This window comes from Bacteroides sp. AF39-16AC (assembly GCF_003602735.1).
GTDB classification, from domain to species: Bacteria; Bacteroidota; Bacteroidia; order Bacteroidales; family Bacteroidaceae; genus Bacteroides; species Bacteroides uniformis.
In genome coordinates this window covers 32,744-57,280 of the sequence record NZ_QTLN01000010.1, presented here as the reverse complement: position 1 = coordinate 57,280, position 24,537 = coordinate 32,744, and the positions used below count along the sequence as shown (strand labels likewise).

The window sequence follows — 24,537 nt, the reverse complement described above, 5'->3', positions numbered from 1 at the left end:
TAAGGTTATGCAATGCCATCATAAAACATTAGCCAACATTTATTAAGAAATGATGGGAAGATTAAAATGCAAATATATAAAATATTAATGAACGAATAATATTTTGCTTAAATAAAGTAAGTTCCTATACAGCTATTATAAAAGACTAAAAGTCCGTATCATCTCCGCTCCTATAGAGGCGGAAGATGTACGGACTGGATGAGAAGTAGATACAGAGATGTTATGAAGACTACATGGAAAAGTTATGACGCAGGTACTCCCGTCACAATTCCCCGACCATGTGTCCCTATATAAACCCGCCCATATTCCTGCATGTCACCGCAGATATGCAATACCAGGCCATATTGATGGGCATCATCGTTGATACGTACCCAAGAGTTCGCCGCATCGTCAGAACGGAAGAAACCGTATTGCCCGTTGACTACGCCTATCAGATAGATGGCAGGATAATCATTGCCTGGCTTTGCCTTGCCGAAACCAAAAGCATAGATGGTACGTACCTTATCCAAAGCACGGAAATCAAATTTTTCTGAAGCAGCAGAGCGGTACAAACCATCATAAGCTGCAATCCACAAATCTTTTTCATGACCGGGAGTAGCGTAGATACGGTCTTGTCCTCCACGCGGATCTCCTCTTCGTACGGCGGCACCGGCATTACCCCGTTGGAACCGTTTAACAGTTAAATTCAATGTGTCGGCATGAAAAGTCGCCCCACCATCCTCGCTGCTATACAATATTTCGGCCACAGCATCTACAGCATAAAAACGTTGGGGGTTCACCTTGTCTGCAATGATGCGGATATTCTTAGGCAAACCACGGCAAGATTGCCAAGAAGCCCCCTTATCACGGGTCAGATAAGCCTCCGAGCGGTCGGGTGTCCAAATCCAAGAAGAGCCGTCTGCTGCCACGGCGATATGCCCATTACGAGACTTTTCCGTCGGAACGGTGGCACACATAGTCCAGTGCCTGCCCCCATCTTCTGAATATGAAATGGTCTTTGCACCCGGCTGATGGCCGAACAGTGTACCAACCCTGACTATCAAATCCTGCTTCAGCCAGGCACCCGTCACTCCATTCGTATTTCCGAAATGAGGATTGGCATGGCTGCCCAACGAATCGGGACGATTGAGGTCGAAATGCGTAAAGCCACCATAATCACCGATACCGGAAATCAGACGCGCCCCTTTTTCGGGAGCATAGAGTTCGAGAGGTACGGTCTCTTCGATACCGGCAGACATGATGCTCCATTTCACCGGTTCCCCGCGTTCCACGGCAGATAGATTAAAAGTTTCCCAACCACCGAAACCAGTGGTAAACATGGCATGTTCAGCATCGGCTGGGTCTATCTCAATGTCGAACATCCAGTGCAGGGGCGCCACCTCTGTATAGGGAGCCTTAGAATAATCATACTCATATCCCGTCTTGAAAATCGGTTTCCAGCTCTTGCCACCGTCAGTTGTACGGAACATCTCATCACTTTTATAACCGTGCTTGCCCCCTAGACTGTGTGTACTGGCAATCAGATGCTTCGGATTACGAGAATCTACAGATACGGCTGCATAGCCAAATCCTGCCTTTTCGCCATCTGACAGTCTGACGGGAGAAATGTCTGTCCATTTGCCTTTACGGGTATCGTATTTCCATACGCCTCCATCCCCCATCTGGCTTGGACCGGGAGTATCTCCATACGTCAGGACCAATTGTCCGTCACCGGTCAAGACCATATGCGTGGGGCGATACTGCACCGGCTGCCCCCCGACCGGCCGCCAGCTTTCACCATAGTCGTGGCTCACGAACAGATTTTCCCTTCCCATCAATGAAGCCGCCACATAAATGTCACGGGTACCACGCCCATCGCGGGTGCCTTGTACATCGTAGACTATGCAGACAATGCCACTACCGCGATTCCCCCATGCAGCACGGTCGGCAGGATTGAACTTCTCGGAGACATCCGGGAAAGACACCACCCGTGCCCAGCTCTGCCCCTTATCCATACTGCGCCACAAACCATGCAAACGGGTTCCCATATAAATGATATTCCCATTCTGCGGGTCCACCATCATCCGTTCCCCATTACCACGCCCGTTCTCGTTGCCACCCATCGTAAAGGGCACATCGACACGGGCAAAGGTTCTGCCGCCATCATAAGAACAAAGTATGGCCCCATTGGAGCTACTGGTATACGTACCGCAGGCAATATACATGTTCTGCGGATTCTTCGGGTCGATGGCAATGCTCTCCACCCCCTGCAGATTGCTTTCATCCAGACTTATCCAGTCCAGCAAGGGCGTCCACTGGTTGGAAGCAGCGTCCCACCGGTAGGCTCCTCCCATATCGGTGCGGCAATAACGGACACCAGGAGCTTCCGGGTGAAAAACGATACCGTCCACAAAGCCTCCTCCCACTATCGGTACGCTCTTCCATTCGTAAGAAACGGAATTCACCGGAGATATATCTTGGGCGAGCATCGGCATGCCGCCCAGTATCAAACTTATTCCTGCTAAAAACAACTGTCTTTTCATAAGCATCAGGGTTCTAAAACAAACGTTCTTGATATTTCCTTCAAAGATAAGAATATTTCATTGATATTTCAGACTGAAACATTTGTGGCAGTGCACATACAATCCTAACAACCAACGTTTTAATAAAAACAAGAAACTAAATCAAGCCATAAAAAGATTAAAACGGCACCCATCGCAGTTCTTCCCTCCAACAGTTTTTTGTAACAACAATGCAACATATATGACACAAAAACACAACACGCATGTCCGAACTTTGTCGCCGACAAATCATTCGACAACAACAGATTATGAAAAAAGGTGCATTGACAGTACTAATTGCCCTGCTGCCGCTGGCCGCAATTGCCCAAACGCCCTCCATCAACGAGGACGGAAAAAAGATTGAAAAGGAGAAGATGGAAACCAAAGACTACCTGCCGGAAGTCCACGGAACCATCCGCGCCAAATACGAATATCAGACCACCATGGGTGCAGGACGTTTCGAAGTACGCAATGCCCGCGTCAGCGTGACGGGCAACGTATTGCCCAGCGTAGCCTACAAAGCCGAGATAGACCTCTCCGACGAAGGCCAAATCAAGATGCTGGATGCCTACGCCCGGCTTTTCCCGACAAAAGGACTGACAGTCACCGCCGGACAAATGCGGGTCCCCTTCACCATCGACGCCCACCGCTCGCCGCACCAGCAATACTTCCCCAACCGCTCGTTCATCGCCAAGCAAGTGGGCAATGTACGGGACGTGGGATTCACAGTAGGATATACCCTGCCTACCGATGTACCTATCACCGTGGAAGGAGGACTTTTCAACGGTTCCGGACTGACCAACCAGAAAGAATGGCACAAGGAAGTGAACTACTCCGCCAAAGCCCAGTTTCTCTTCACCAAAGGACTGAACCTGACACTGAGCGTGCAGAGTATCCAACCGGAAGAAGTACGCATGCAGTCCTATGACATCGGCGCTTACTACGAAACCGGCCGTTTCCATATCGAAGGCGAATACTTGTACAAGCAATATTCCGGCAACGCTTTCAAAGATGTACACGCCGTCAACACCTTCATCAACTACGACCTGCCTCTACGAAAAGTATTCAACAAGATGTCTTTCCTGCTACGCTACGACATGATGACCGACCAGAGCGACGCCAAAACCGCCGATGAGGAAACCGGCAGATTGACAGTGACCGACTACAAACGCCAACGCCTGACGGGCGGCATCACCTTCAGCCTCAGCAAGGCATTCCGCACAGACCTCCGGCTGAACTACGAGAAATACTTCTATGCCAAAAACAGCATAGCGAAAGAGTCGGAACAAGACAAGGTGGTATTGGAATTGATGGTACGCTTCTGATATTTCCTGACTTCCCCTTGCTTTTTTCATTCCAAAAAGGTATATTTGGAATAAACTATTCCGAGTTATGGCAAATCCAATCATACCCGGCATACTGCAGACTGAACAAGACTTATTGTATAGTAAGCTGAATGCATACAATCAAGGGAGAGCCTCTTATAAGGAAGTGGGCGCCTATCTTGTCGTACTGCCCCGACCGGAGCATCTCCAATATACTTTATGGATTTACTCTCCACTGCCCGGAAGACAGTCCATCTTCTACATTTGCGACCTTTCCACCGACATTCACGAAACGCTGCGGATGGCAAGCACGCTATGCTTCTACTCACCGCGCAGCCTGTTGCTTGTGGAGTACAATGCCAAAAGAATGCAGAGCAAAGGGGACGACATTATCTCCGTAGGCAAATACCACGGACACTTCCTGCACGAAATCCTCCGTATAGACCCTGCCTATCTTACGTGGATAGCTTTCAAATTCCAACCACGCATCCCCAAGCAGGAACGTTTTGTACAGATTGCCAAGATTTACCATTCGGTCCATCTCGACATACAACGGAGAAAAACGTACCAGACCACCGGCGGACGTTTTCTGGGGAAGGAAGGCGAAAAAGTGGAGAACCTGACGCTGACGGTGCTCAGCGTGCGACTGGAGGACAACCCCTACAAGACGCAGCTCAAAGGGACCACTCCTTATTTCTATGTGCGCCAGGTGCTGAAGCTGAAAGACTCCATCGGCAACTTCGTCAGCATCCGGCTGAATGCACGCACGGCAAGCCGGAAATCATGCCAGCTGCCCGCCGTGGAACATACCTACCAGGTAGGGGAACTGATGGAGATAGCATCGGCACGCATCGCGCGTACCTATATAATAGGAAGTACGAAATACACCCGGTTGACACATGTGAAGCTGCACATCCCTACCGGGTAAAAGATTTTCTATCAGATACGAACCACACGCTGCATACGGCTGCTTTCCCAGCCTGCCTCTATCAAGCGGATGACTCCGACCACCTCGCGGGCATCGCTCTGCAAAGGTTCGCCGTGACAAATATGCCGATAGATATTCTCGTAAAAAGCTGCATAATCACCGGGAAGGCTTGGATAAGGTTCATGCACGATTCTACCGCCCTTTTCCGTATGAAGTATCCCCCAAGAGGATTTGTCCTCCTCGCCCCAGTGCGGAGTGACGGGCAATACGCCTTCGTTCAAGGCGGCTTCCTGCGGGTCGAAACCATATTTCACGTAAGAACCTTCCCTGCCGTGGAGGACGAAACGGGGTTCGCTCGCACACATCAGATAGCTGGATTTCAGCGTTATCTTTACTTCGGGTGCCTTTGAGGGGCGTAGCAAATGAATGATGAAGTAGTCGTCTACCTTGCTGTCCTTGCGCAACGTGGCAATATCTGCAAAGACGGCTTCGGGCATACCGAACAGCTGCACAGCCTGGTCTATGACGTGGGCGCCCAGGTTATAGGTCAAGCCACCGCCATCTTGTCCGGTTTCCTTCCAAGTATTCGGCTTGATAAAATTACGATAACGGGGGAAGGTGGATTCAAACTCCACCAGATGTCCCAGCAGGCCTTTGGACAGTATTTCCTTGACCGTCAGAAAATCGCCGTCCCACCGGCGATTCTGGTAAACGCTCAAGGTCAGCCCCCGGCTTGCGGCAAGTGCCACCAGCTCCTCAGCTTCTGCCACGGTGGTGGTGAAAGGCTTCTCCACAACCACATGCTTACCTGCTTCGAGGGCGCGGCGGGCATACTCATAATGAGTGCTGTCCGGTGTGTTGATGACAACCAAATCCAACCCTTCCAGTCCGATAAGTTCCCCAAAACTCCGCACAATACAAGCGTCGGGATACTTTTCCCGGGAGAGTTCCTTACTGCGCTCCGTAACGGCAGTCAATTCAAAATGAGGGTTGGTGGAGATGAAGGGAGCATGGAAAACACGTCCCGACATTCCGTAAGCGGCTAATCCAGTTCTTATCTTGTCCATATCGTTCTTTTTAAGTTCACCCTTATTCCGTCACCAACGGACGCTTACGCCAATCGTCCTTCATATAGCTGTCGGGGTAGACCGTCTTATCAATGATTTCGCCACCTTTCAGACGAATCCAGGTGGTGAAAGTACGGGCACCTTCCTTCATCACAATGACACGGGCACCGTTGGATAAATGGTTGTACTCGGTATTGCCACCGGTGAAACGGCCGTAAGCCAGCAGAATGCCTTTCCACATTACGGCATAATCGTTGTCATGGTCGTGTCCGACAAACATACCCATCACATCACCGGCCTCTTTCATGGCAGTGAACATGCCCGTATTCAGTTCCGGAGCGCAAGCCTTTTCCATGCGGGTACCTATCAGTATGGCGTTCTCGTCAGAAGCGGCTTCATTATATTCCGGCAGAGGGATATGAAAGAATGCCAGTGCAGGCAAAGGTTGCCCACCGTTTTTTGCTTTATAAGCGGCACTCTGCTGGCGGTACCAGTTCACCTGGTCGAAAGTGAGCCAGTCGTACCCTTTTACATCGGGCAGTTTGGAGTAGGAATGGGAATCCAGACAGTAAAGCAGGGCTGCATCCTTCTTGCCGTCCGAGGATTTCAGTGTGAGGACATAGTCGGGGGATTCAACTCCGCCACGGTCGGGTTGGATATTGAAAGGCATGGAACGGATAACATCATAAAGTTCGGCACGTGTTTTTCCCTGCTCGTTGTCGTGGTTACCAAAGGTTACGACAAAAGGAATCTTACGGTCCGTAGCATAGGAAAGCACCTTGCGCATGGCTGTATCGGCAGGTGCGGCATAGACCACATCGCCGGTAAAGACTACTAAATCGGGGCGCTCAGCATCGAGCACCTCGCCAATACGCTTCAAAGCAATGTCTGAAGCCGGATTACCATACTTAAAGTGGATGTCTGTAAACTGGACGATTTTAAACTCTCCATTCTTGTTGAACTGTAAAGGCGATACTTGTGCCGGGCAGAACAAGGAGAATAAAAGTGCCAGACAAAAGGTCAAGGAGATTTTCTTCATATAAGTGGATGATTAAATTGAGTTGATATTATTTCATGTCATTCCTTCACTATCAATACAGTGGCATAGGCGGATATACCTTCCTCCCTGCCCGTAAAGCCGAGTTTCTCCGTGGTGGTGGCCTTGATGGAGATGTCATCCTCGTCTATTCCCATCACCGCGGCAAGCGTACGTTGCATTTCGGGAATATAGGACTTCAACTTAGGCCGCTCAGCGCAGATGGTAGCATCAATATTACCCACCAAATAGCCTTTAGCAGCTATCAGTTCTATTGTTTTCTTTAACAGAATCTTGCTGTCTATATTCTTGAACTCACCGGCAGTATCGGGAAAATGATAGCCGATGTCGCGCATATTCGCCGCTCCCAGCAATGCGTCACAGATAGTATGGATGAGCACGTCTGCATCCGAGTGCCCCAACAATCCCTTTTCATGTTCCAGGCGGATACCGCCCAGCCAAAGCTCGCGCCCTGCCACCAGTTGGTGGACATCAAAGCCGAAACCTACACGTATCTTCATATCGTTACTTCTTTAAGTTGATACGAAAGTACGGAAAAAATAGGAACAAGAGAAGGAACAAGACACAAATTGCACGGATTACGCCGTTTTTTGCTCCCCTTGTGGAAAGAAAATCGAACGTAAACCGTGCAATCGGTATGGAGTATGAAGAATATGTTACGGTCTGTCGGGCAGACTGTCTACAATTCCTTTATAAAAAGCTCTCACATCTTGCCAGTGATAGAAAGGAGCCATATCCGTCTTCACCGGGATACTTACTTCATGCTCGTGCAGCAACAGTTTTACAATCACATCTTCCGGCGAGCCTTTCTTGCGGAAGAACACCAGCTGTATATTTCCTGCCATCGGCGCAACCTTGTAGTTGCACCACGCCTGATAGAACTTATCGGGGTCGGCCTCCTCGTTATAGCAGTTCTCCAACTTCATCAATCCTGCCAGGGGGATAATGTTTCCATCATGTGCAAAGCGGAAAGTAGCCGAGTTTCTACCCGAAGCAATAGCCTCGTCGGCAGCGGCAATGATGTTCTCCAGTGTCGGTTTGGCGTTTGCCACCATCAGTCCGTTGGTCATGGGCGAGGGACCGTCGCACACGTAGTTCTTGTAGTTGTGTATCTGCCAAATGTCGAATAACTCTTGCTTCTCAAAAATATCATAGAACGATACTTCCTGCTCCACGTCCTGCATGTCCGAGGCTATCGCATAAAGACCGCGCATCAGTTCCTCCGGATTCACACGTTTATGGACAAACTCTTTATCGGAGAAAAGTGAGTTCATCAGACGTTCGGGACGAACATGGCTCTTCTCGAATTTGCGGAACTCCTCGTACCAAGGGCCCTTGTGCGAAGTGAACTTCATGGCTTCCTGCGTATGAAAGTTCAAGTAAGGCATGTATTTGTTGCTGGATTCACGCTCAATCTTCAGTTGGGGATTGAATTCCTTCAGACGTTCGCAGAAGGCATCCATACTGAGTACGCAACGTATTACGAGTGTAGCACATGCCGACATCTCCGGCGCACCTTTAAAGACTTCGGGAAATGCCTGATACATACGTTCGGCAATACCGCGCTGCTGATCCACGCCCACTGGGCTCAAGTCTCCACCGCGTCCTTCGGCATCTGCCCAGACAATAGCCAACCGCTTGCGCACATCTTCGCCCAGCGGAGTAAGTTTACCTGCCTGATGTGCCTTTTCAAACACTTCCATCACACGGATATACTCCTCGTCAGAAATCAGCCAGCGCGAGCCATGACGTCCGAAGTGACTGATATAGAAAGGCTCGTAACCCTTCGGTGCCTTGGTCTGTACACCCGGTGCCGGATAGGCATAATACACTCCTCCGGTAACGGCAATGTTATCGAAGATTTCTTCGCGCGTGGCTTGTGCATACGACGATGTATGCACAGCCGATGCGGCAAAAAGAATGGTAGAAAAAACGATTCGTTTCAATCTAAAATTCATAGGATAATAAAGCTTTTCAGTTCAAGAAATCAGGATTTTGTGTCAAATTAGGATTGGTGGTAAACTCGTCCTGCGGAATGGGGAAGAGGTTGTATTTGTCGTCCACATCCTTACCTATGTAAGAACCTGCCACGCCATTGTCACTACCTTTCCAGTCCCAGTTATATCCCTTGGTGAACTTACCAAAACGAATCAGGTCTGTACGGCGAACCAACTCCATGTGCAACTCGCGGGCACGTTCATCCAAAAGGAAATCAAGATTCAACCGACTGTCGCTGATGCGTCCCGATACGCCATTACCATATTTGCCGGACATGTAAGCACGGTCTCTGATTTCATTCACATACTCCAACGCTTCGGTACGCGAACCACCTTCGGCGCCACGCAGAATAGCCTCAGCCGCCATCAAGTAGGCATCTGCCGTACGGAACATCGGATAATCGACAGAGGAGTACTTCGTGCCGCCTGGTTCCAGTTCACTGCCGTCTTTGCGCACGTTTCTCCACTTGATGCAGGCGTAGCCGTTATTGAAATCGCTCTGGAACTCCTTGCCTTCTACCCAAGTTTCTTTGGTGTGGCCAATAGAGAAGAATTGGGCACGCTTGTCTTTCTTGCCGTTCCCCCAGATGTCGTCTGCCACAAAAGTCTGGTCTTCTTCTTCGAACATATCCACCAGCTGTGTCTTTACGCGGGCATTGCCCCAGGTGCCGTTCACACCTATCCGGATATAGTTGCCCATATCTCCATTCATCAACGCCTTAATCAGGAAGTTAGTACCTGCGCTGCCTTGCGCATAGTCTGCATCCTGCACCAGCGGCCAGATGATTTCGGAACAAGTTTCATTGTCTGCCAAGAAGATGTGGCGATAATCGGAAGCCAGCGGATAATTACCTTCCGTAATTACCTTTTTGGCATATTTGTATGCGTTTGTGTATTCATTCTTTCCTACCCAAGTTTCGGCATTCAAGTAAACACGTGACAGCAAGAACCAGGCTGCTACACGGTCCACACGGGCATATTCGTTCTTTTTGGGTTCTTTCAGCAGGGTGGTCAATTCTTCCAGTTCGGACACCACAAAGTTGTAGATTTCCTCGCGAGTGGCTTGCTCGGGCATGTCACCTACTTCCATCGTTTCGTCCACGAAGGGTGTAGAACCGTAAAGGTCGCAGAGCATACTGTAACTATAAGCACGGATGAAGCGGGCTTCGGCACAATAGTATTGATACTCGTCTTTCAAGGCTTCATACACACCTCTCTCCTGCAATTTGCTCTCTGTACATTCACGTAGGAACTCGTTGCAATAGTTAATGGTCATGAAAAGACGGTAATAAGGATAACCCACAATCTCAGTAGAAGCATCCCAATTCAAGTAAAGCATGGCACGTACACCCTTGCTGCCACCGGACTGGAATACGATTTCATCCGTACAAGCTTCCTGCAAGTAGAACAAGGCACGAGTATAACCAGAATATCCTTCATCGATGCCCGACACATCGCCGTCTCCTCCGTCACCACCCTTCTGCCCTGTCTGTATCAGGGCAGCATAACACTTGGCAATCATGCCGATATAGCCCTCGGGAGTAGAGTACACCATCTCACCGGTCAGTTCGTTATCATCCAGCGGCAATGTATCCAGGTCGCCCAGGCAAGAAGCAAAAAGTGACACAGCCAGCAAACATACTGTTACTAATTTGAAATATCTAGTTTTCATAATCATGTATCTGTTTTTAGTCATTAAAAATTAAGGTTAACTCCCAGCATGAACGTACGCGGACGCTGATAGATGTTTTTATCGATTCCGTCATAAAGCTCCGGATCAAGACCGGAGTATCCGCTCAAAGTGCATACATTCTGTACGGCGAAGGAGAGACGGAGCGATGTCCCGTCGTTCCACAGTTTATTGAACGTATGACCGATGGTGATATTGTCTATACGGAAGAAGTTGCCTCTCTCCAGGAAATGGTCGGTGAACTGGCGGTCTTGCGTAAACTTGTTTTCGAGCGTAGAACGCAGGATGTTGCTGGAAACGCCGTTGCTGCCATAGAGTGCATCCAAGGAGTTGGAAGCAGCCACATAGTTATAGACATAGAAACCGAAGCTACCGTGTCCGTTGATGCCCAAATCCCAATTCTTGTAGGACAGACGGGTGGACAGACCGCAATAGTAAGGGGCCTTGGAACTCTTACCAGTGACGTACTTGTTAGAGTCTTCTTCGCTAGAAGTGATGGAGCCGTCTTTGGCAATGTATTTACCGTCCAGCGGCTGTCCGTTTTCGTCATAAGCTTGCTTCAGTAGATAGTAGGTATTCGGAGTCTCTCCTACCATGTGTACTTGCAGATAGCGGCCTGTACCTCCGGCGTTACCTGTCTTTACGTAGTTGCTCTCGTTGTCGATGGTGTTCAGCTTGGTAATCTTTGAGGCATTCCAAGTGAAGTTACCGCTGATGTTCCATTCCCAATCTTTGGTCTGGATGGGAACCAAGTTCACACCGATTTCAAGACCTTTGCTTTCCATATCACCGATGTTGGTTTCGATACGGTTGGTGAAGTTACTGCCGGCAGGTACAAAAATGTCGTTCAGCAGGTCTTTCGTGTTACGCCAGTAGTAGTCAATCGTACCCGAGATGCGGTTGTTCAAGAAACCGTAGTCGATACCGATGTTGTAAGTTTCCGTAGTCTCCCATTTAATGTTGGGATCGTAGCCGTTGGGGCGGTAGGTGGTGTACCACTTGTTACCGAACAAGTATCTGGACTCATCGTAAGATGCAGTATAGGTGGACAAATGCTGGTAGTAGGAACCGATGGACTGCTGGCCGGTCTGACCGTAGCTCAAACGGAGTTTTAGGTCGGACACTACTTTGTTGTCTGCCAAGAAAGCCTCATCGTTCACACGCCATGCAGCGGCTACGGAAGGGAAGTAGCCCCAACGGGTCTCGGGCGAGAAGCGAGAAGAAGCATCGGCACGTAACGTAGCAGTCAGCATATAACGCTGTTTCCAAGAGTAGTTCAATCGACCGTAGAAGGAGAGCAGGTAGAGTTCAGCTTCCTCGTGCTTGGGAGAGGTAAGATCCTCACCCTTGGTGTCGGTAGTGGTATCATGGTTCTTGTACCAGAAACGTTGCCAGCCGTAACCAGCCATGGCATTGAGGTTATGGTCGTTGAAGTCTTTGGCATAGTTGGCGTAGAAGTCGAGTAGTGTATTGCGTTTGTCGTTATGATATGTATAACGCTTTCCGGTACCATCCTGTTCGTTGCCGGTGTACATGGCGGGGGCCAAGTCAGGCATGTTATCGTGTTTGTCTTCCGTCAGGAAATCATACCCCATGTTCAGGTTCAGTCGAAAGTCTTCAAAACCGTGTATTTTATAATCGAGGGCAATATTACCGATGGAGCGTTTGGTCTTGTTCTGCTTGTCGGCAAGTTCCAAGTCGGAGACGGGGTTTGAGGCAGCTAGCGTGATGGGGGTATTACTTACACCCATCCACATATAGTACCCCAAACCTACATTACCGTCATAGTTCTGATATACAGGGCGTGTAGGGTCGAAACCTACGGCACTTCCGATGACACTGGTGGAAACCGGCTTTTCGTCCTCGATGCTACCCTTGATATTGATGTCAACAGAGAGATGCTTGTCGAAGAACTTGGGCGACAAACCGATACTGGCATTGAGGCGCTGGTAGTTGTTGTTTTTCAACGTACCGTTCTGGTTGGTATAGCCCACGGACACGCGGTAAGGCATATTCTTCAAAGCACCAGTCATGGAGAGGTTGTGGTCTGTACCCATTGCCACGCGGTAGATTTCATCCTGCCAGTCGGTATTGACATCACCCAGCTTGAAAGCCTCCGGAGCATTGGCATACTTGGCAAAGGCTTCGCGATATTCGGAAGCGGAAAGTACATCCAGTTTCTTATACACATTGCCCACCGTCACGTTGGCACTGTAGCTGAAAGAGGGACGTGAAACACCGTCGGTGTTTCCTTTCTTCGTAGTGATAATGATGACACCGTTGGAGGCACGCGAACCGTAGATGGCTGTTGCCGAAGCATCTTTCAATACCGTAAACGAAGCAATGTCATTCGGGTTGATAGAGCTGATGGAGGCGTTGCTGACAGGCACACCGTCGATAACTATCAGTGGGTCGTTGTCTGCTGACAAAGAAGCTCCCATACGGATACGGATGGTACCGCCGCTGCCCGGAGCACCGCTGCCCGGTACAATGTTCACACCGGCAACCTTACCCACCAGAGCGTCTTCGGCAGTCAATTGCTTTCCTTTGTTCAGCTCGTCCGGCTTCACAGTTAGCAGAGAACCAGTGACATCTCCTTTCTTCATTTGACCGTAACCGATTACAACGACTTCGTCCAGCATCTCCGTGTCTTCCTGCAAAGTGATGACGAGCGGTGTATTGCTGCCGGTAACCGTCAGTTCCTGGCCCTTAAAACCGATACATGTAATGGAGAGAATATCATTGACGGCAGCTTTCAAAGTAAAGTTACCGTCCACATCAGAGATAGTTCCCACAGAGGTACCCTTTATCAAGATGTTAGCCCCAATCAGTGGTTCACCTGTGTGGTCTTTCACATGTCCTTTCACTGCAATATCTTGTGCCGAAAGTGACAAAGACAAGAGCAATCCCAGCAACGGGAGAATACTCTTTGCGATTTTAATCATGCTTTTCATATAATACAATATATAGTTAATAAAAATAATGTTTGCCAAGAAAAGGAACCAAGCACGCCCGGTTCCATGCAATCCTTATACCCAATCTTCTTAACTAATACTTATCAAAAAACTACAGTTAACTTTAATCTTTTGTCGATGTTGCAAAGGTATATGATTAACTGTCCCGCGAAAAAGGCGAGTAGAAGCTTAAAGTAGACGCAAGCAGATTAGCTTTATCTATAAAACATTAAAAAACAGCATATTGTGAAAATCAGCAGAAAGTAAGAAAGTAGATTCACATAAAGGGCATAGGAGGAGTTTTACCCTATTTTCTGCACCATATTCAGGAAATCTTCTTTAGAAAGAAAGGATTTGCTCCGCACTTTCAAGCGGTAATTATATACGGTCTGCGAAGAGTAATGCAGGAAGGTGGCAATCTTTCCGCTATCTGAAATTCCCAACCGAATCAAGGCAAACACACGGAGTTCCGGAGTCAGCAGTTCGTCCTCTTTAGGATAGATGCGCTCGTTCTCCTGCAAAAGGTTATTAAAGTCGTTCACAAACTTAGGATAGAGTTTCAGGAAGACGCTGTCGAACGTATGGAAGAATTCTTTCAACTCGCCGGTGACAAAGGTGGTGGAGTGGATGGTTTTCACCAGGTCGTCCAGCTGCCCGGCCTTCACTTTCCTTGCCAGCATCTTGCGGAATTCTTCCTGCTTGTCTATATAGACGGAACACATGTTGAAGACGTAGCCGATGTACTCCTCCTTCACACGGTTCGACTCCTGCAACCGAGCATTCAGTTCCTGCAAGTCACCGTTGATGTGCTTCAATTCCTTGTTCATGTCATCCATGGTCTTTCTGGCAAGGGAAAGGCGCTTCATCTGATGATAAATATAGACCAAGGCCACCAGCAATACTGCCGCCAGGATGGATATCCATATAAATAAGGTGACCAGCTGTTCTTTTTCCTCATGCAACTTGGCCTCGTAGGTGGAGTTGATGACGGGCAACATCCCCGAAATCTCCATCGTACGGTAGCGAGCATTACAGAAGGTAGCATCTTGCATGGAGCATTCCATATAGGTATACGCACGTTCTATGTCGCCCTCGCCATAGAGCAGGTTGGCAAGTTTCCAAAGCGAAATGTATTCCTTTGTTCCGCTTTGCACGTCGGCTATTGCCGAGATGGTAAGATATTTCTTTTCCTGCTTGTGGTCTCCTTTGGCACCATAAACGCTTGCCAATGCAACAGAAGGAATGGCAAGGCTGAAGTCCTTCTGGCTATGGATATCATAGCAACCCTCCAAAACACCTATGGCTTCGTCATACTTACCCTCATACAGTAGTTTGTCGCCCAAAGTCAGTTGATAGCCTTGCGAATCGGGACGCTTCACACGCAGAATGGAGTCTTTGTACTGATATGCCAGCCGGGAGTATGACGCCTGCAATTCTTCTGAAAAAGCATAGGATGCCATCAGCGTGTACACTTTATGATAAAGATTATAGTAGTAGAACATATCTATCGCACCCAGTTCCTCCTGGGGAATGTCTTCCAAAATTTCCAGTCCTTCCTTATACATTCCTGTACCAATCATCACCTCTGCCACACGCATACGGGCAGAGTAGAGATGCGATGCTACGGGCATACGCTGGGCTACTTCCACGCAACGATTTGCTGCCCACAAGGCAGAGTCCATGCGGTAGGCGCTGTATTTGCCGAACAACTCCTGGTAGATTTCCAGTAATTCCGCATCGGAACGGGTAGCCTTCAGCTGGCACTGCAAGGCATTGATTTGAGACTGACGTTCCAGTGTATATCGTTCACGCCCCTGCACAGATGCATCAAGCACCCGAAGCAATGAATCCACCTCTCTATCTTGGCAGAATAAAGGCATAGTGCAAAACAAAGCGAAAAGGATGGCAAACAAACGTTTCATGCAGTACGGTTTCTCTGTCTATAGTTCAAGATTACATCACAAAAGTAAACATTTACCCGTTGATTACAAAGTTCTTTGGACAAAAGATGTTTGGACGAAATTAGTAAAGGGGTACTTTAGCTTTATAAAGCAGAAGTTTAGTAAGCTAACATAGAGGTTTACGGACAAAAATCCCGAATGCCGCTCAGCGGATATTGAAGTCGAGTACTTTCTCTTCCCCAAGATAGCCCTGCAAGTGCTGTCCGATGCTGACGGGACCTACTCCCACAGGGGTACCCGTGAACAGCAAGTCACCGATTTTCAAGGTCATGAAGCGGCTGACATAAGCAATGATTTCATCTACCTGAAAAAGCATATCCGATGTATGACCGCGTTGCACCTCCTTATCATCAATCGTCAAATGGAAGTCCAAATTCTGTACATTGCCGCCCACTTGTTCCAAAGGGACAAAGGTGCCGATAGCTGCCGAATTGTCGAACCCTTTGCAAAGCTCCCACGGATTACCCGCCTCACGGAACTTACGTTGCAAGTCGCGTGCCGTGAAGTCGATGCCCACCGTCACCGCATCGTAATAGCGATGGGCAAAGCGGGGAGCAATATTCTTGCCCAAACGGCAGATGCGCACCACCACTTCCGTCTCATAATGCACTTCGTTGGAAAAGTCGGGGATAAAGAAAGGTTTGCCATCTTTCAGTATAGCCGAATCGGGTTTCAAAAAAATAACCGGTTCCTTATTCTCATGTGTATGTCCCAGCTCCTTGTTGTGCAGAGCATAGTTCATTCCTACAGCAATAATCTTCATTACTTGATCTCATTAAAGTTCAGTCTGTTAAACATCACGGCCAGATGGGCATAAAGGGAAGTGTTCTGCACGACAATGTTCTCGGGAACACGGATACGGAACGGGGTAAAGTTCCATACGGCCTTGATACCGCCCTCTACCATGGAATCCGTTATCTGCTGGGCTATTTCGATAGGTACCGTCAGCACGCCTATATTGACATCGTACTCCTGCATCTTCTGCTTGAACTCGTCCGAATGATAGATGGGGATGCCGCTCAGTGTCGTACCCACCAGTTCGGGCTTCACATCGAAAGCAGCTACTATCTCCAAACCGAAATGGTTCAGACCCGAGTCGCGCAGCAAGGCACCTCCCAAGCTTCCGACACCGAACAGAAAGGCTTTGTGTATATTGGTAAATCCCAGGAAATCCTCCAGCACAGCTATCAGTGTGTCCACCTCATAGCCTACACGCGTACGTCCCGAGATATTGACATACGAAAGGTCTTTGGCAATTTGTGAAGCATCAATATTGATTTCCTTGGAAATCTGGGTGGATGATACGAATCGTTCCCCCTTTTGTTTCAGCAACTTTACATTGGAAAGGTACCACGGAAGCCGGCGCAAGGTAGGTTCCGGCACCTTCATGGTTTCTTTTTTCTGTAACGGACTGCTCATAGTTTCTTATTTAAGTTCTCAATATTGCGATTGGCAAAAGTAGTGCTTTTTTTCTAATCAGTAACACGGATGCAACAAAAGCTTAACATAATTTCTAATTGCATAATTCCACATAATATCGTACTTTTGGGAAGTTTAAAAGAAAGAAGTATGAAGAATAATGATTGGAAAGAACGGTTGAATATAGTCTATTCCACCAACCCGGACTACAACTATGAGATGAATGACGATGAGGAGCAAGCTACCCTCCCCCCTGCACAACAACGCCTGCGTGTACAGCTGGACCGCAAGAACCGGGGTGGCAAAGTCGTCACTCTTGTCACCGGTTTCGTGGGCACCGACAATAATCTGAAAGAACTGGGCAAATTGCTGAAAAGTAAATGTGGAGTAGGCGGAAGTGCCAAAGATGGAGAAATCATCGTGCAAGGCGACTTCAAACAACGTGTCATCGACCTCCTGAAGGCAGAAGGATACACGCAAACCAAGCCCGTGGGATAAACGCATCATCCGTCTCACTGCAACTGTAGAGGCATAAAAAAGTGACCGTTTAGGAATTCAACTCCATATACGGCCACTTCTTTTTATAGAATCGTTTCTAAGCGGAATTATTCAGCGCGCAAAGTAAAACGTTTGAAGTCAACAACCTTCAATTCAGGATCAGCTTCTTTCAAGATTTCTCTAACTGTCTTCTTGCCGTCCATGATGTCTTCCTGGTTCAGCAAGCAAACTTCTTTCAAGAACTTGCCAAGACGGCCCTTAGCAATATTCTGAATCATTTGTTCAGGCAGATGTGCAGCTTTCTCGGCAGAAACAGTAGCAATGATTTCCTTTGCCTTTGCCACGTCTTCAGCAGTAATCCAGCCTTTGGCCATGTTGCTTTCCATGTGGTCTTCGCTGTCCACGTGAGCCGGGTTGATACCAGCCTTCTTCAAAGCGGCCTCAACAGCCTTCTGTACCTGTTCAGCTTTTGTCTTCTCGATAGCAACATCTATTTCCTTCTGCTTGATTTCTTCAGATACGCCATCTTCGTCTACTGCAATCGGGTTCATGGCAGCAATCTGCATGGCAATCTGCTTAGCCAGTCCTTCTTCAACAGCCTTGTTGAAAGCAACAATAGTGCAGAGGCCATTTCTGTTCATGTGGTTATAAACCACAGTGCTTGCACCTTCTACAGTCATGTAACCATCCAACTCCATCTTCTCGCCAGTGATACCGCTACGGTCTGTTACAGCATCCTGTACAGTACCGTTGCCCATCGGCAGAGCTTTTACTTCGTCCAGAGTCTTGCACTTGTTAGCCACGGCAAGGTCCAGAATGTCCTGAGTCAATTTCACGAAATCAGCATTCTGAGCCACGAAGTCAGTTTCGCACTTCAGAGCGATGATAACGGCAAAGTCACCCGTAGTCTTAGCCAGCACACAGCCTTCAGAAGCCTCGCGATCTGAACGCTTAGCTGCAACAGCTTGTCCCTTCTTACGGATAATTTCCATTGCCTTGTCGAAATCGCCTTCAGCTTCAGTCAAAGCATTTTTGCAATCCATCATACCAGCACCGGTCATCTTGCGGAGCTTGGTTATATCAGCCATACTTACAGCCATAATATCTTTTTATTTTAATTGTTAATAATATCCTTATAAAGTAATTGAGAGTTGAGAATAGAGAATTGAGAATTGCCGTAAAGTAACTCTCAACTTTCAATTCTCAACTCTCAACAGTATGATTAAGCCTCTTCTTCCTTCATGAAAGCAGCAGCCTTAGCGGCATTGATTGCTTCCTCGTCGGACTTGTCGAGTCTTGCTTTTGTAGCTTTCTTCTTACCTTTGTTGGCAGGAGCTTCACCGGCAGCTTCCATGTCTACCTTTTCGGCCTTACGTTCTTCCAGACCTTCCTGCATAGCAGCGCAGCAAGCATCAAGAATAACTTCTACTGACTTAGTAGCGTCATCATTTGCCGGGATTACGAAATCGATATTCGTAGGATCGGAGTTTGTATCAACGATACCGAATACGGGAATCCCCAGACGGTTAGCTTCACGAACTGCGATGTTTTCCTTCATTACGTCGATAACGAACAGAGCAGACGGCAGACGAGTCAGGTCAGCGATAGAGCCCAAAGTCTTGTCCAACTTTGCACGTTGACGTGAAATCTGAAGAATTTCTCTCTTGGAGAGGTTTGAATAGGTACCGTCGCTTGTCAACTTGTCGATGGTAGCCATCTTCTTGACAGCCTTACGGATAGTCGGGAAGTTAGTCAACATACCACCCGGCCAACGCTCGATTACATAAGGCATATTTACAGATGCAGCCTTATCGGCAACCACCTGCTTAGCTTGTTTTTTAGTAGCAACAAACAGGACTTTCTTTCCTGATTTAGCGATTTGCTTCAAAGCTTCAGCAGCTTCGTCAATTTTAGCAACCGTCTTGTTGAGGTCAATGATGTGAATACCATTGCGCTCCATGAAGATGTAAGGAGCCATTGCAGGGTTCCACTTTCTTTTCAAGTGACCGAAGTGGCAACCGGCTTCCAATAATGTATCAAAATTTGTTCTAGACATTTTCTTTTAAATTAATCGTTTACTTTCTTTTTTGTTTCTTCTAAACCAACCGCCGGGTAGTCTGAATCTGAAGAGTCCCGGTAGTTTAGATACTAAACGCTTTTTCAGTTGAGAGTTGAGAGGTGAAAGTCGAGAATTAAGCAACTTGTCCGCCCCAACCGTTCTCCAACTCTTAACGTTTACTGAACTGGAATCTACGACGTGCTTTCGGTTGTCCCGGTTTCTTACGTTCAACAGAACGAGGATCACGAGTCATGAAACCTTCAGAACGGAGAGCAGCCTTGTCCTCAGCATTGATTTTCACCAGTGCGCGGGCAATTGCCAAACGCAAAGCCTGAGACTGGCCGGTGAAACCGCCACCGCAGAGATTAACTTTGATGTCGTACTTTTCAGCAACACCCAGCTTATTCAACGGCTGTTTAACTACATACTGAAGAATGCTTGATGGAAAGTACTCTGCGAGGTCTCTCTTATTAATAGTAATCTTTCCAGTACCTTCGCTTACGAAAATACGTGCAATTGCACTTTTACGTCTGCCTAATGCATTTACTACTTCCATTATCTCTTATTTAAGTACGTTAATATCAATCATTTTCGGGTTCTGAGCATCGTGTTTGTGCTCGCTGCCGGCATATACATACATATTGCCCAGCAATTTTGCGCCCAACTTGTTCTTAGGCAACATACCCTTTACTACTTTTCTCAGTAACTTGTCATCACCGTTCGGTTTTGCCTGCAAACGGGCAGGAGTGATTTCTCTCTGGCCGCCGGGATAACCTGTATATGACAGATATACCTTGTCATTCCACTTGTTACCGGTTAATTTTACTTTGTCGGCGTTGATAATGATTACATTATCGCCACAATCTACGTGAGGGGTAAAGTTAGGTTTATACTTTCCTCTCAACAGTTTCGCAACTTTTGCGCCCAGACGACCCAATACCTGGTCTGTAGCGTCAACAATGACCCATTCTTTAGTCACTGTAGCTTTGTTTGCAGAAATGGTCTTGTAACTTAAAGTATCCACTCTTAATTGTTTTTTAAAATGTTACTACTAAAATGTTTTTCTTCACCGCAAGCCAGTCATCCCGGACAATGGAAGATTAACTCGCTATGAATTAAATGCTTATCCTTTTGAGATAATAATCGGCTTGCAAAGGTACGGTTTTTCTTAGAACTGGCAAAAGTTTTCCACTTTTTTTTAGAGAGCCACTTGGCTGATATACAACAGACAAAGTTATCCTGCGGAGAAACGAAAGAATCTCCGCTAGAACAACTCTTTATGATGCGGCCTTCATCGGCCAATGCCGTCATAGAAGACCTTCAAAGCTGCATTGAGAAAGAAACGGGAAAGAGAAAGAAATATCAACGAACAAGGTCCTCGGGGAATTTCGCGGGCATGCCCACCCGCTTCCATGTTTCATGGAACCATGTATTCAGTTCATTCCCATTCAAGTCCTTAGCTATAAAATACTTCAGGTACATTACCCCGTCGTCCCCTATTTCAAACTCCAGTATATTGTCTTTGTGGTCCAACATGGGCAGATGGATGTTTTTCTCAATACTTTCCTTATAGGAACTATCCGTCAGCTGCTGATAAGTCCCATACCCCGTGATGATGGCATCCTTGCCTGGAATAATTGTAAAGTTGACAATGCGGCCGTCATCACTCAGCACTTTAAAGGTATTACTCGGTTTCAATATCCCGGGAACATCCGGGATTTCGGACACATAATGACATAACTGCCAAATTCCTGCCAGTTCCGCAGGCCTAAACTCTGCGCTCTCCTGCGCATTGGCTCCCGCTACCGCAAGCAGCACCGCTGCCAGCATGGTAAAGAAATAGTTCCGTTTCATATTCGTATGATGTTGGTTAACGTTATGTCGTTCCGCTAGACACAAATATAAAGATTTATTTTGAGATTATAACATTTTTGGGTATAAAAAAACCGCACAAACAACAGAATGTTTGTGCGGATGATTTTATCCAGTTTGTATATTCCGAAACCTAGAACTCGGCGTTGCGCGGCGTACGCGGGAACGGTATGACATCACGAATATTCGTCATGCCCGTAACGAACAGCAGCAAGCGCTCAAAGCCTAAACCGAACCCGGAGTGGGGACATGTACCGAACTTACGGGTATCGAGATACCACCACATATCCTTCATCGGGATGTGAAGTTCGTCAATGCGCGTCATCAGCTTGTTGTAATCCGATTCACGTTCGGAACCGCCAATGATTTCTCCAATCTTCGGGAAGAGTACATCCATGGCACGCACGGTCTTGCCGTCTTCGTTCTGCTTCATATAGAACGCTTTGATTTCCTTCGGATAGTCAGTCAGGATAACCGGACGCTTGAAGTGGTCTTCCACCAGATAGCGCTCGTGTTCGGAAGCCAAGTCAACTCCCCAGTACACCGGGAATTCAAACTTATGCCCTTTGGCAACAGCCTCTTCCAATATCTTGATACCTTCCGTATAAGGCAGGCGCACGAAGCTTTCTTTCAAGACACCTTGCAGACGTTCAATCAAGCCCTTATCAAACATGTCATTGAGGAACTTCACATCGTCGGCACAGTTGTCCAAAGCCCACTGTACACAATATTTGATGAAATCTTCCGCCAGGTCCATATTGTCCGTAATATCATTGAACGCCACTTCCGGCTCAATCATCCAGAACTCTGCCAAGTGGCGGGGAGTATTGGAATTCTCGGCACGGAACGTAGGACCGAATGTATAGATGGCTCCCAATGCAGTAGCGGCAAGTTCGCCTTCCAACTGTCCGGAAACAGTCAGGCTGGCCTGCTTTCCGAAGAAGTCATCATCGTAAATAATGGAACCGTTCTCATCTTTCTTCAAGTCGTAAAGGTTCTTCGTAGTCACCTGGAACATCTGGCCTGCGCCTTCGCAGTCGGAAGCCGTGATAATCGGAGTATGAAAATAGAAGAATCCTCTGTCATGGAAGAACTTGTGGATGGCAATCGCCATATTATGACGAATACGGAACACAGCCCCGAACGTATTGGTACGGGGACGCAGATGGGCTATCTCACGGAGGAACTCCATGGAATGACCTTTCTTCTGCAACGGATACGTGTTATCGCAAGTTCCCAGCACTTCGATTTCGCGGGCCTGCACTTCGGCCTTCTGACCGGAACCGACAGATTCCGTCAGCACACCGTTTACGCTCAAACAAGCACCGGTAGTAATCTCTTTCAGCATCTCCTCATCGAAGTTACCCAAGTCTACTACAATCTGCACATTATTTATTGTAGAACCGTCATTCAGCGCGATAAAGTTTACTTGCTTACTACCTCTGCGGGTACGAACCCAGCCCTTCACGTTGACCATAGCGCCAAAATCTTCACGCTTCAACAGGTCAACAATCTTTGTTCTACTAATCTTTTCCATAAAACAGTTATTATACCTTATTATATATTACTCAAAAGAACCCATGCGCAGGAAGTTCACCTCTTGTTCCGTGAGGTAACGCCATTCGCCGCGGCGCAGGCCTTTCTTGGTTAAACCGGCAAAATACACACGGTCCAGTTTCATCACCTTGTATCCCAGCGATTCGAAGATACGACGCACGATACGATTCTTGCCGGAGTGGATTTCAATACCGACATCATCTTTCTTGAAGTCATCCGTATAGCTGATGGCATCTGCATGGATTTCCCCGTCATCCAGTTGAATACCGGCTGCAATCTGCTCCATATCGGCTTTTGTCAGGTTCTTGTCCAAATGCACATGATATATCTTCTTCTTCAGATACTTGGGATGCGTCAGCTTGGAAGCCAGGTCACCATCGTTTGTCAGCAGCAATACACCTGTAGTATTGCGGTCCAGACGACCTACCGGATAAATACGTTCGTCGCATGCGCCCTTCACCAAATCCATCACCGTGCGACGTGCCTGGGGATCATCCGAAGTAGTCACTGTATCTTTCGGCTTGTTCAGCAGGACGTAAATCTTACGTTCGATGCTGACCGTCTGGTCGTGGAACTTCACTTCATCGCCACGCTTAATCTTGGTTCCCAATTCCGTCACCACCTCTCCGTTTACAGAAACGACTCCGGCAGTGATGAATTCATCAGCCTCGCGACGGGAGCAAACACCGGCATTGGCCAGGAATTTGTTCAAGCGGATAGGCTCGTTCGGGTCCACAAACTGCTCCTTATATTCTATCTGTTTCTTCTTGCTGTACTTAGCATTGGGGTCATAATCGGCCGAACGACGGACTGGACGGCTATAGCTGTCTCTGTTGCCGTATCCGCCAGGTCTTCCACCACCCGAATTGAAGCGTGGACGATAAGGACGGTCACCACCCTCATTATTGTAGCGAGGACGCTGCGGACGGTCGCCATCTTCGCTGTTGTAGCGCGGACGATAGGGACGGTCCGTATTATAAGAACGGTCGCTGTTGTAGGAGCGGTCGCCGTTATAAGGACGTTGCGGACGGTCACCACCCTCATTGCCATAACGCGGGCGCTGCGGACGGTCACTATTATAAGGGCGTTGCGGACGGTCGCCACCTTCGCTGTTATAGCGCGGACGGTAAGGACGGTCACCCGAATTGTTTCCATAAGGGCGTTGCGGACGGTCGCCGCCTTCGCTGTTATAGCGCGGACGATAGGGACGGTCGCCATTATCGTTATTGTAACGAGGACGCTGCGGACGGTCACCATTGTCCGCACCAGGATTAAAGCGCGGGCGATAAGGGCGGTCACTGTTATAAGGACGCTGCGGGCGGTCCCCGTTTTCACTGTTAAATCTGGGGCGATAAGGACGGTCGCCATTATCACGGTTGTAAGACGGACGGCTGTAGCCACCTTCCTTGTTAAATTGGTTACCATCGCGGCCGGCACCTGAGTTCTCCTCTGCGGAAGAAGCATCACGCCAAGTTTCGTTTTCTGTACTCATTGTTTTTTATTCGAATAAAATTAAACCTTGGCCTCACGGCCATTCATTGTCTCTATTATACCTTGAATTTTATATGTTTCTATAACAATTGCCGGAGTAAAAAGTTGAAATTCCTCCGGTA

The 24,537-nt window shown here is 47.9% G+C and carries 20 protein-coding genes; 3 read left to right on the top strand and 17 right to left on the bottom strand.

Annotation, left to right across the window (positions count from 1 at the left end; all coding sequences use genetic code 11):
- Positions 1-242 precede the first annotated feature (242 nt).
- A complete protein-coding gene (locus DW039_RS10435) occupies positions 243-2,522 on the bottom strand; it encodes an exo-alpha-sialidase (RefSeq protein ID WP_243635023.1) in 2,280 nt (759 codons plus the stop codon).
- A 287-nt stretch (positions 2,523-2,809) separates the two neighbouring features.
- Between DW039_RS10435 and DW039_RS10430 the strand changes: the two genes are divergently transcribed.
- Positions 2,810-3,865, top strand: a complete 1,056-nt coding sequence (locus DW039_RS10430) for a porin (protein ID WP_008664240.1) — start codon at positions 2,810-2,812, stop codon at positions 3,863-3,865.
- A gap of 67 nt (positions 3,866-3,932) precedes the next feature.
- Positions 3,933-4,793 carry a hypothetical protein gene (locus DW039_RS10425; RefSeq protein ID WP_016274422.1) on the top strand — a complete coding sequence of 287 codons (861 nt, stop codon included), beginning with the start codon at positions 3,933-3,935 and terminating at the stop codon, positions 4,791-4,793.
- Between the two features lie 11 nt (positions 4,794-4,804).
- Here the strand turns inward: DW039_RS10425 and DW039_RS10420 are convergent, their stop codons facing one another.
- The 9 genes from DW039_RS10420 to DW039_RS10380 form a co-directional block, all read right to left on the bottom strand.
- On the bottom strand, positions 4,805-5,860 hold the full coding sequence (locus tag DW039_RS10420) for a Gfo/Idh/MocA family oxidoreductase (protein WP_117703918.1): 1,056 nt from the start codon (positions 5,858-5,860) through the stop codon (positions 4,805-4,807).
- 22 nt (positions 5,861-5,882) lie between these two features.
- Positions 5,883-6,899, bottom strand: a complete 1,017-nt coding sequence (locus DW039_RS10415) for a metallophosphoesterase family protein (RefSeq protein ID WP_117703917.1) — start codon at positions 6,897-6,899, stop codon at positions 5,883-5,885.
- A 38-nt stretch (positions 6,900-6,937) separates the two neighbouring features.
- The gene (gene ispF, locus DW039_RS10410) at positions 6,938-7,417 is read right to left on the bottom strand and encodes a 2-C-methyl-D-erythritol 2,4-cyclodiphosphate synthase (RefSeq protein WP_005833434.1); all 480 of its coding nucleotides are present in this window, start codon (positions 7,415-7,417) and stop codon (positions 6,938-6,940) included.
- A 156-nt stretch (positions 7,418-7,573) separates the two neighbouring features.
- The gene (locus DW039_RS10405; RefSeq protein WP_005833436.1) at positions 7,574-8,875 is read right to left on the bottom strand and encodes a histidine-type phosphatase; all 1,302 of its coding nucleotides are present in this window, start codon (positions 8,873-8,875) and stop codon (positions 7,574-7,576) included.
- Positions 8,876-8,891: 16 nt separating this feature from the next.
- Complete coding sequence (locus tag DW039_RS10400) at positions 8,892-10,586, bottom strand: RagB/SusD family nutrient uptake outer membrane protein (RefSeq protein ID WP_005833437.1); 1,695 nt, start codon at positions 10,584-10,586, stop codon at positions 8,892-8,894.
- Between the two features lie 23 nt (positions 10,587-10,609).
- Positions 10,610-13,558 (bottom strand): TonB-dependent receptor, encoded by a 2,949-nt coding sequence (locus tag DW039_RS10395; RefSeq protein WP_117703930.1) that lies wholly within the window; start codon positions 13,556-13,558, stop codon positions 10,610-10,612.
- A gap of 302 nt (positions 13,559-13,860) precedes the next feature.
- A complete protein-coding gene (locus tag DW039_RS10390) occupies positions 13,861-15,480 on the bottom strand; it encodes a DUF6377 domain-containing protein (protein WP_117703916.1) in 1,620 nt (539 codons plus the stop codon).
- Between the two features lie 184 nt (positions 15,481-15,664).
- On the bottom strand, positions 15,665-16,282 hold the full coding sequence (locus DW039_RS10385; RefSeq protein ID WP_016274429.1) for a fumarylacetoacetate hydrolase family protein: 618 nt from the start codon (positions 16,280-16,282) through the stop codon (positions 15,665-15,667).
- Positions 16,282-16,938, bottom strand: coding sequence for a redox-sensing transcriptional repressor Rex (locus DW039_RS10380; protein ID WP_120381916.1), 657 nt, complete (start codon positions 16,936-16,938; stop codon positions 16,282-16,284). The genes DW039_RS10385 and DW039_RS10380 overlap by 1 nt, the downstream gene beginning before the upstream one ends.
- A gap of 150 nt (positions 16,939-17,088) precedes the next feature.
- Here DW039_RS10380 and DW039_RS10375 point away from each other — a divergent pair, with 150 nt between their 5' ends.
- On the top strand, positions 17,089-17,436 hold the full coding sequence (locus DW039_RS10375; protein ID WP_005833443.1) for a translation initiation factor: 348 nt from the start codon (positions 17,089-17,091) through the stop codon (positions 17,434-17,436).
- Between the two features lie 107 nt (positions 17,437-17,543).
- On the opposite strand, the gene tsf is transcribed toward DW039_RS10375, so the two are convergent.
- The 7 genes from tsf to DW039_RS10340 all read right to left on the bottom strand — a co-directional run bounded on the left by tsf (position 17,544) and on the right by DW039_RS10340 (position 24,416).
- A complete protein-coding gene (gene tsf, locus DW039_RS10370; RefSeq protein WP_120381915.1) occupies positions 17,544-18,536 on the bottom strand; it encodes a translation elongation factor Ts in 993 nt (330 codons plus the stop codon).
- A gap of 122 nt (positions 18,537-18,658) precedes the next feature.
- Positions 18,659-19,492, bottom strand: coding sequence for a 30S ribosomal protein S2 (gene rpsB / locus DW039_RS10365; RefSeq protein ID WP_005829604.1), 834 nt, complete (start codon positions 19,490-19,492; stop codon positions 18,659-18,661).
- A gap of 172 nt (positions 19,493-19,664) precedes the next feature.
- Positions 19,665-20,051 carry a 30S ribosomal protein S9 gene (rpsI, locus tag DW039_RS10360; RefSeq protein ID WP_005829603.1) on the bottom strand — a complete coding sequence of 129 codons (387 nt, stop codon included), beginning with the start codon at positions 20,049-20,051 and terminating at the stop codon, positions 19,665-19,667.
- 6 nt (positions 20,052-20,057) lie between these two features.
- Complete coding sequence (gene rplM, locus DW039_RS10355) at positions 20,058-20,519, bottom strand: 50S ribosomal protein L13 (protein ID WP_005829602.1); 462 nt, start codon at positions 20,517-20,519, stop codon at positions 20,058-20,060.
- A gap of 338 nt (positions 20,520-20,857) precedes the next feature.
- Positions 20,858-21,349 (bottom strand): DUF4488 domain-containing protein, encoded by a 492-nt coding sequence (locus DW039_RS10350; protein ID WP_117703915.1) that lies wholly within the window; start codon positions 21,347-21,349, stop codon positions 20,858-20,860.
- Positions 21,350-21,500: 151 nt separating this feature from the next.
- Positions 21,501-22,904: an asparagine--tRNA ligase gene (asnS, locus tag DW039_RS10345; protein WP_005829597.1), complete on the bottom strand. Its 1,404-nt coding sequence runs from the start codon at positions 22,902-22,904 to the stop codon at positions 21,501-21,503.
- 27 nt (positions 22,905-22,931) lie between these two features.
- The gene (locus DW039_RS10340; RefSeq protein ID WP_008664272.1) at positions 22,932-24,416 is read right to left on the bottom strand and encodes a pseudouridine synthase; all 1,485 of its coding nucleotides are present in this window, start codon (positions 24,414-24,416) and stop codon (positions 22,932-22,934) included.
- Positions 24,417-24,537 lie beyond the last annotated feature (121 nt).

Excerpts from the sequence above, each read along its gene's own strand:
- DW039_RS10435 (WP_243635023.1), bottom strand. The coding sequence starts at position 2,522 with ATGAAAAGACAGTTGTTTTTAGCAGGAATAAGTTTGATACTGGGCGGC.
- DW039_RS10430 (WP_008664240.1), top strand. The coding sequence starts at position 2,810 with ATGAAAAAAGGTGCATTGACAGTACTAATTGCCCTGCTGCCGCTGGCC.
- DW039_RS10425 (WP_016274422.1), top strand. The coding sequence starts at position 3,933 with ATGGCAAATCCAATCATACCCGGCATACTGCAGACTGAACAAGACTTA.
- DW039_RS10420 (WP_117703918.1), bottom strand. The coding sequence starts at position 5,860 with ATGGACAAGATAAGAACTGGATTAGCCGCTTACGGAATGTCGGGACGT.
- DW039_RS10415 (WP_117703917.1), bottom strand. The coding sequence starts at position 6,899 with ATGAAGAAAATCTCCTTGACCTTTTGTCTGGCACTTTTATTCTCCTTG.
- ispF (WP_005833434.1), bottom strand. The coding sequence starts at position 7,417 with ATGAAGATACGTGTAGGTTTCGGCTTTGATGTCCACCAACTGGTGGCA.
- DW039_RS10405 (WP_005833436.1), bottom strand. The coding sequence starts at position 8,875 with ATGAATTTTAGATTGAAACGAATCGTTTTTTCTACCATTCTTTTTGCC.
- DW039_RS10400 (WP_005833437.1), bottom strand. The coding sequence starts at position 10,586 with ATGAAAACTAGATATTTCAAATTAGTAACAGTATGTTTGCTGGCTGTG.
- DW039_RS10395 (WP_117703930.1), bottom strand. The coding sequence starts at position 13,558 with ATGAAAAGCATGATTAAAATCGCAAAGAGTATTCTCCCGTTGCTGGGA.
- DW039_RS10390 (WP_117703916.1), bottom strand. The coding sequence starts at position 15,480 with ATGAAACGTTTGTTTGCCATCCTTTTCGCTTTGTTTTGCACTATGCCT.
- DW039_RS10385 (WP_016274429.1), bottom strand. The coding sequence starts at position 16,282 with ATGAAGATTATTGCTGTAGGAATGAACTATGCTCTGCACAACAAGGAG.
- DW039_RS10380 (WP_120381916.1), bottom strand. The coding sequence starts at position 16,938 with ATGAGCAGTCCGTTACAGAAAAAAGAAACCATGAAGGTGCCGGAACCT.
- DW039_RS10375 (WP_005833443.1), top strand. The coding sequence starts at position 17,089 with ATGAAGAATAATGATTGGAAAGAACGGTTGAATATAGTCTATTCCACC.
- tsf (WP_120381915.1), bottom strand. The coding sequence starts at position 18,536 with ATGGCTGTAAGTATGGCTGATATAACCAAGCTCCGCAAGATGACCGGT.
- rpsB (WP_005829604.1), bottom strand. The coding sequence starts at position 19,492 with ATGTCTAGAACAAATTTTGATACATTATTGGAAGCCGGTTGCCACTTC.
- rpsI (WP_005829603.1), bottom strand. The coding sequence starts at position 20,051 with ATGGAAGTAGTAAATGCATTAGGCAGACGTAAAAGTGCAATTGCACGT.
- DW039_RS10350 (WP_117703915.1), bottom strand. The coding sequence starts at position 21,349 with ATGAAACGGAACTATTTCTTTACCATGCTGGCAGCGGTGCTGCTTGCG.
- asnS (WP_005829597.1), bottom strand. The coding sequence starts at position 22,904 with ATGGAAAAGATTAGTAGAACAAAGATTGTTGACCTGTTGAAGCGTGAA.
- DW039_RS10340 (WP_008664272.1), bottom strand. The coding sequence starts at position 24,416 with ATGAGTACAGAAAACGAAACTTGGCGTGATGCTTCTTCCGCAGAGGAG.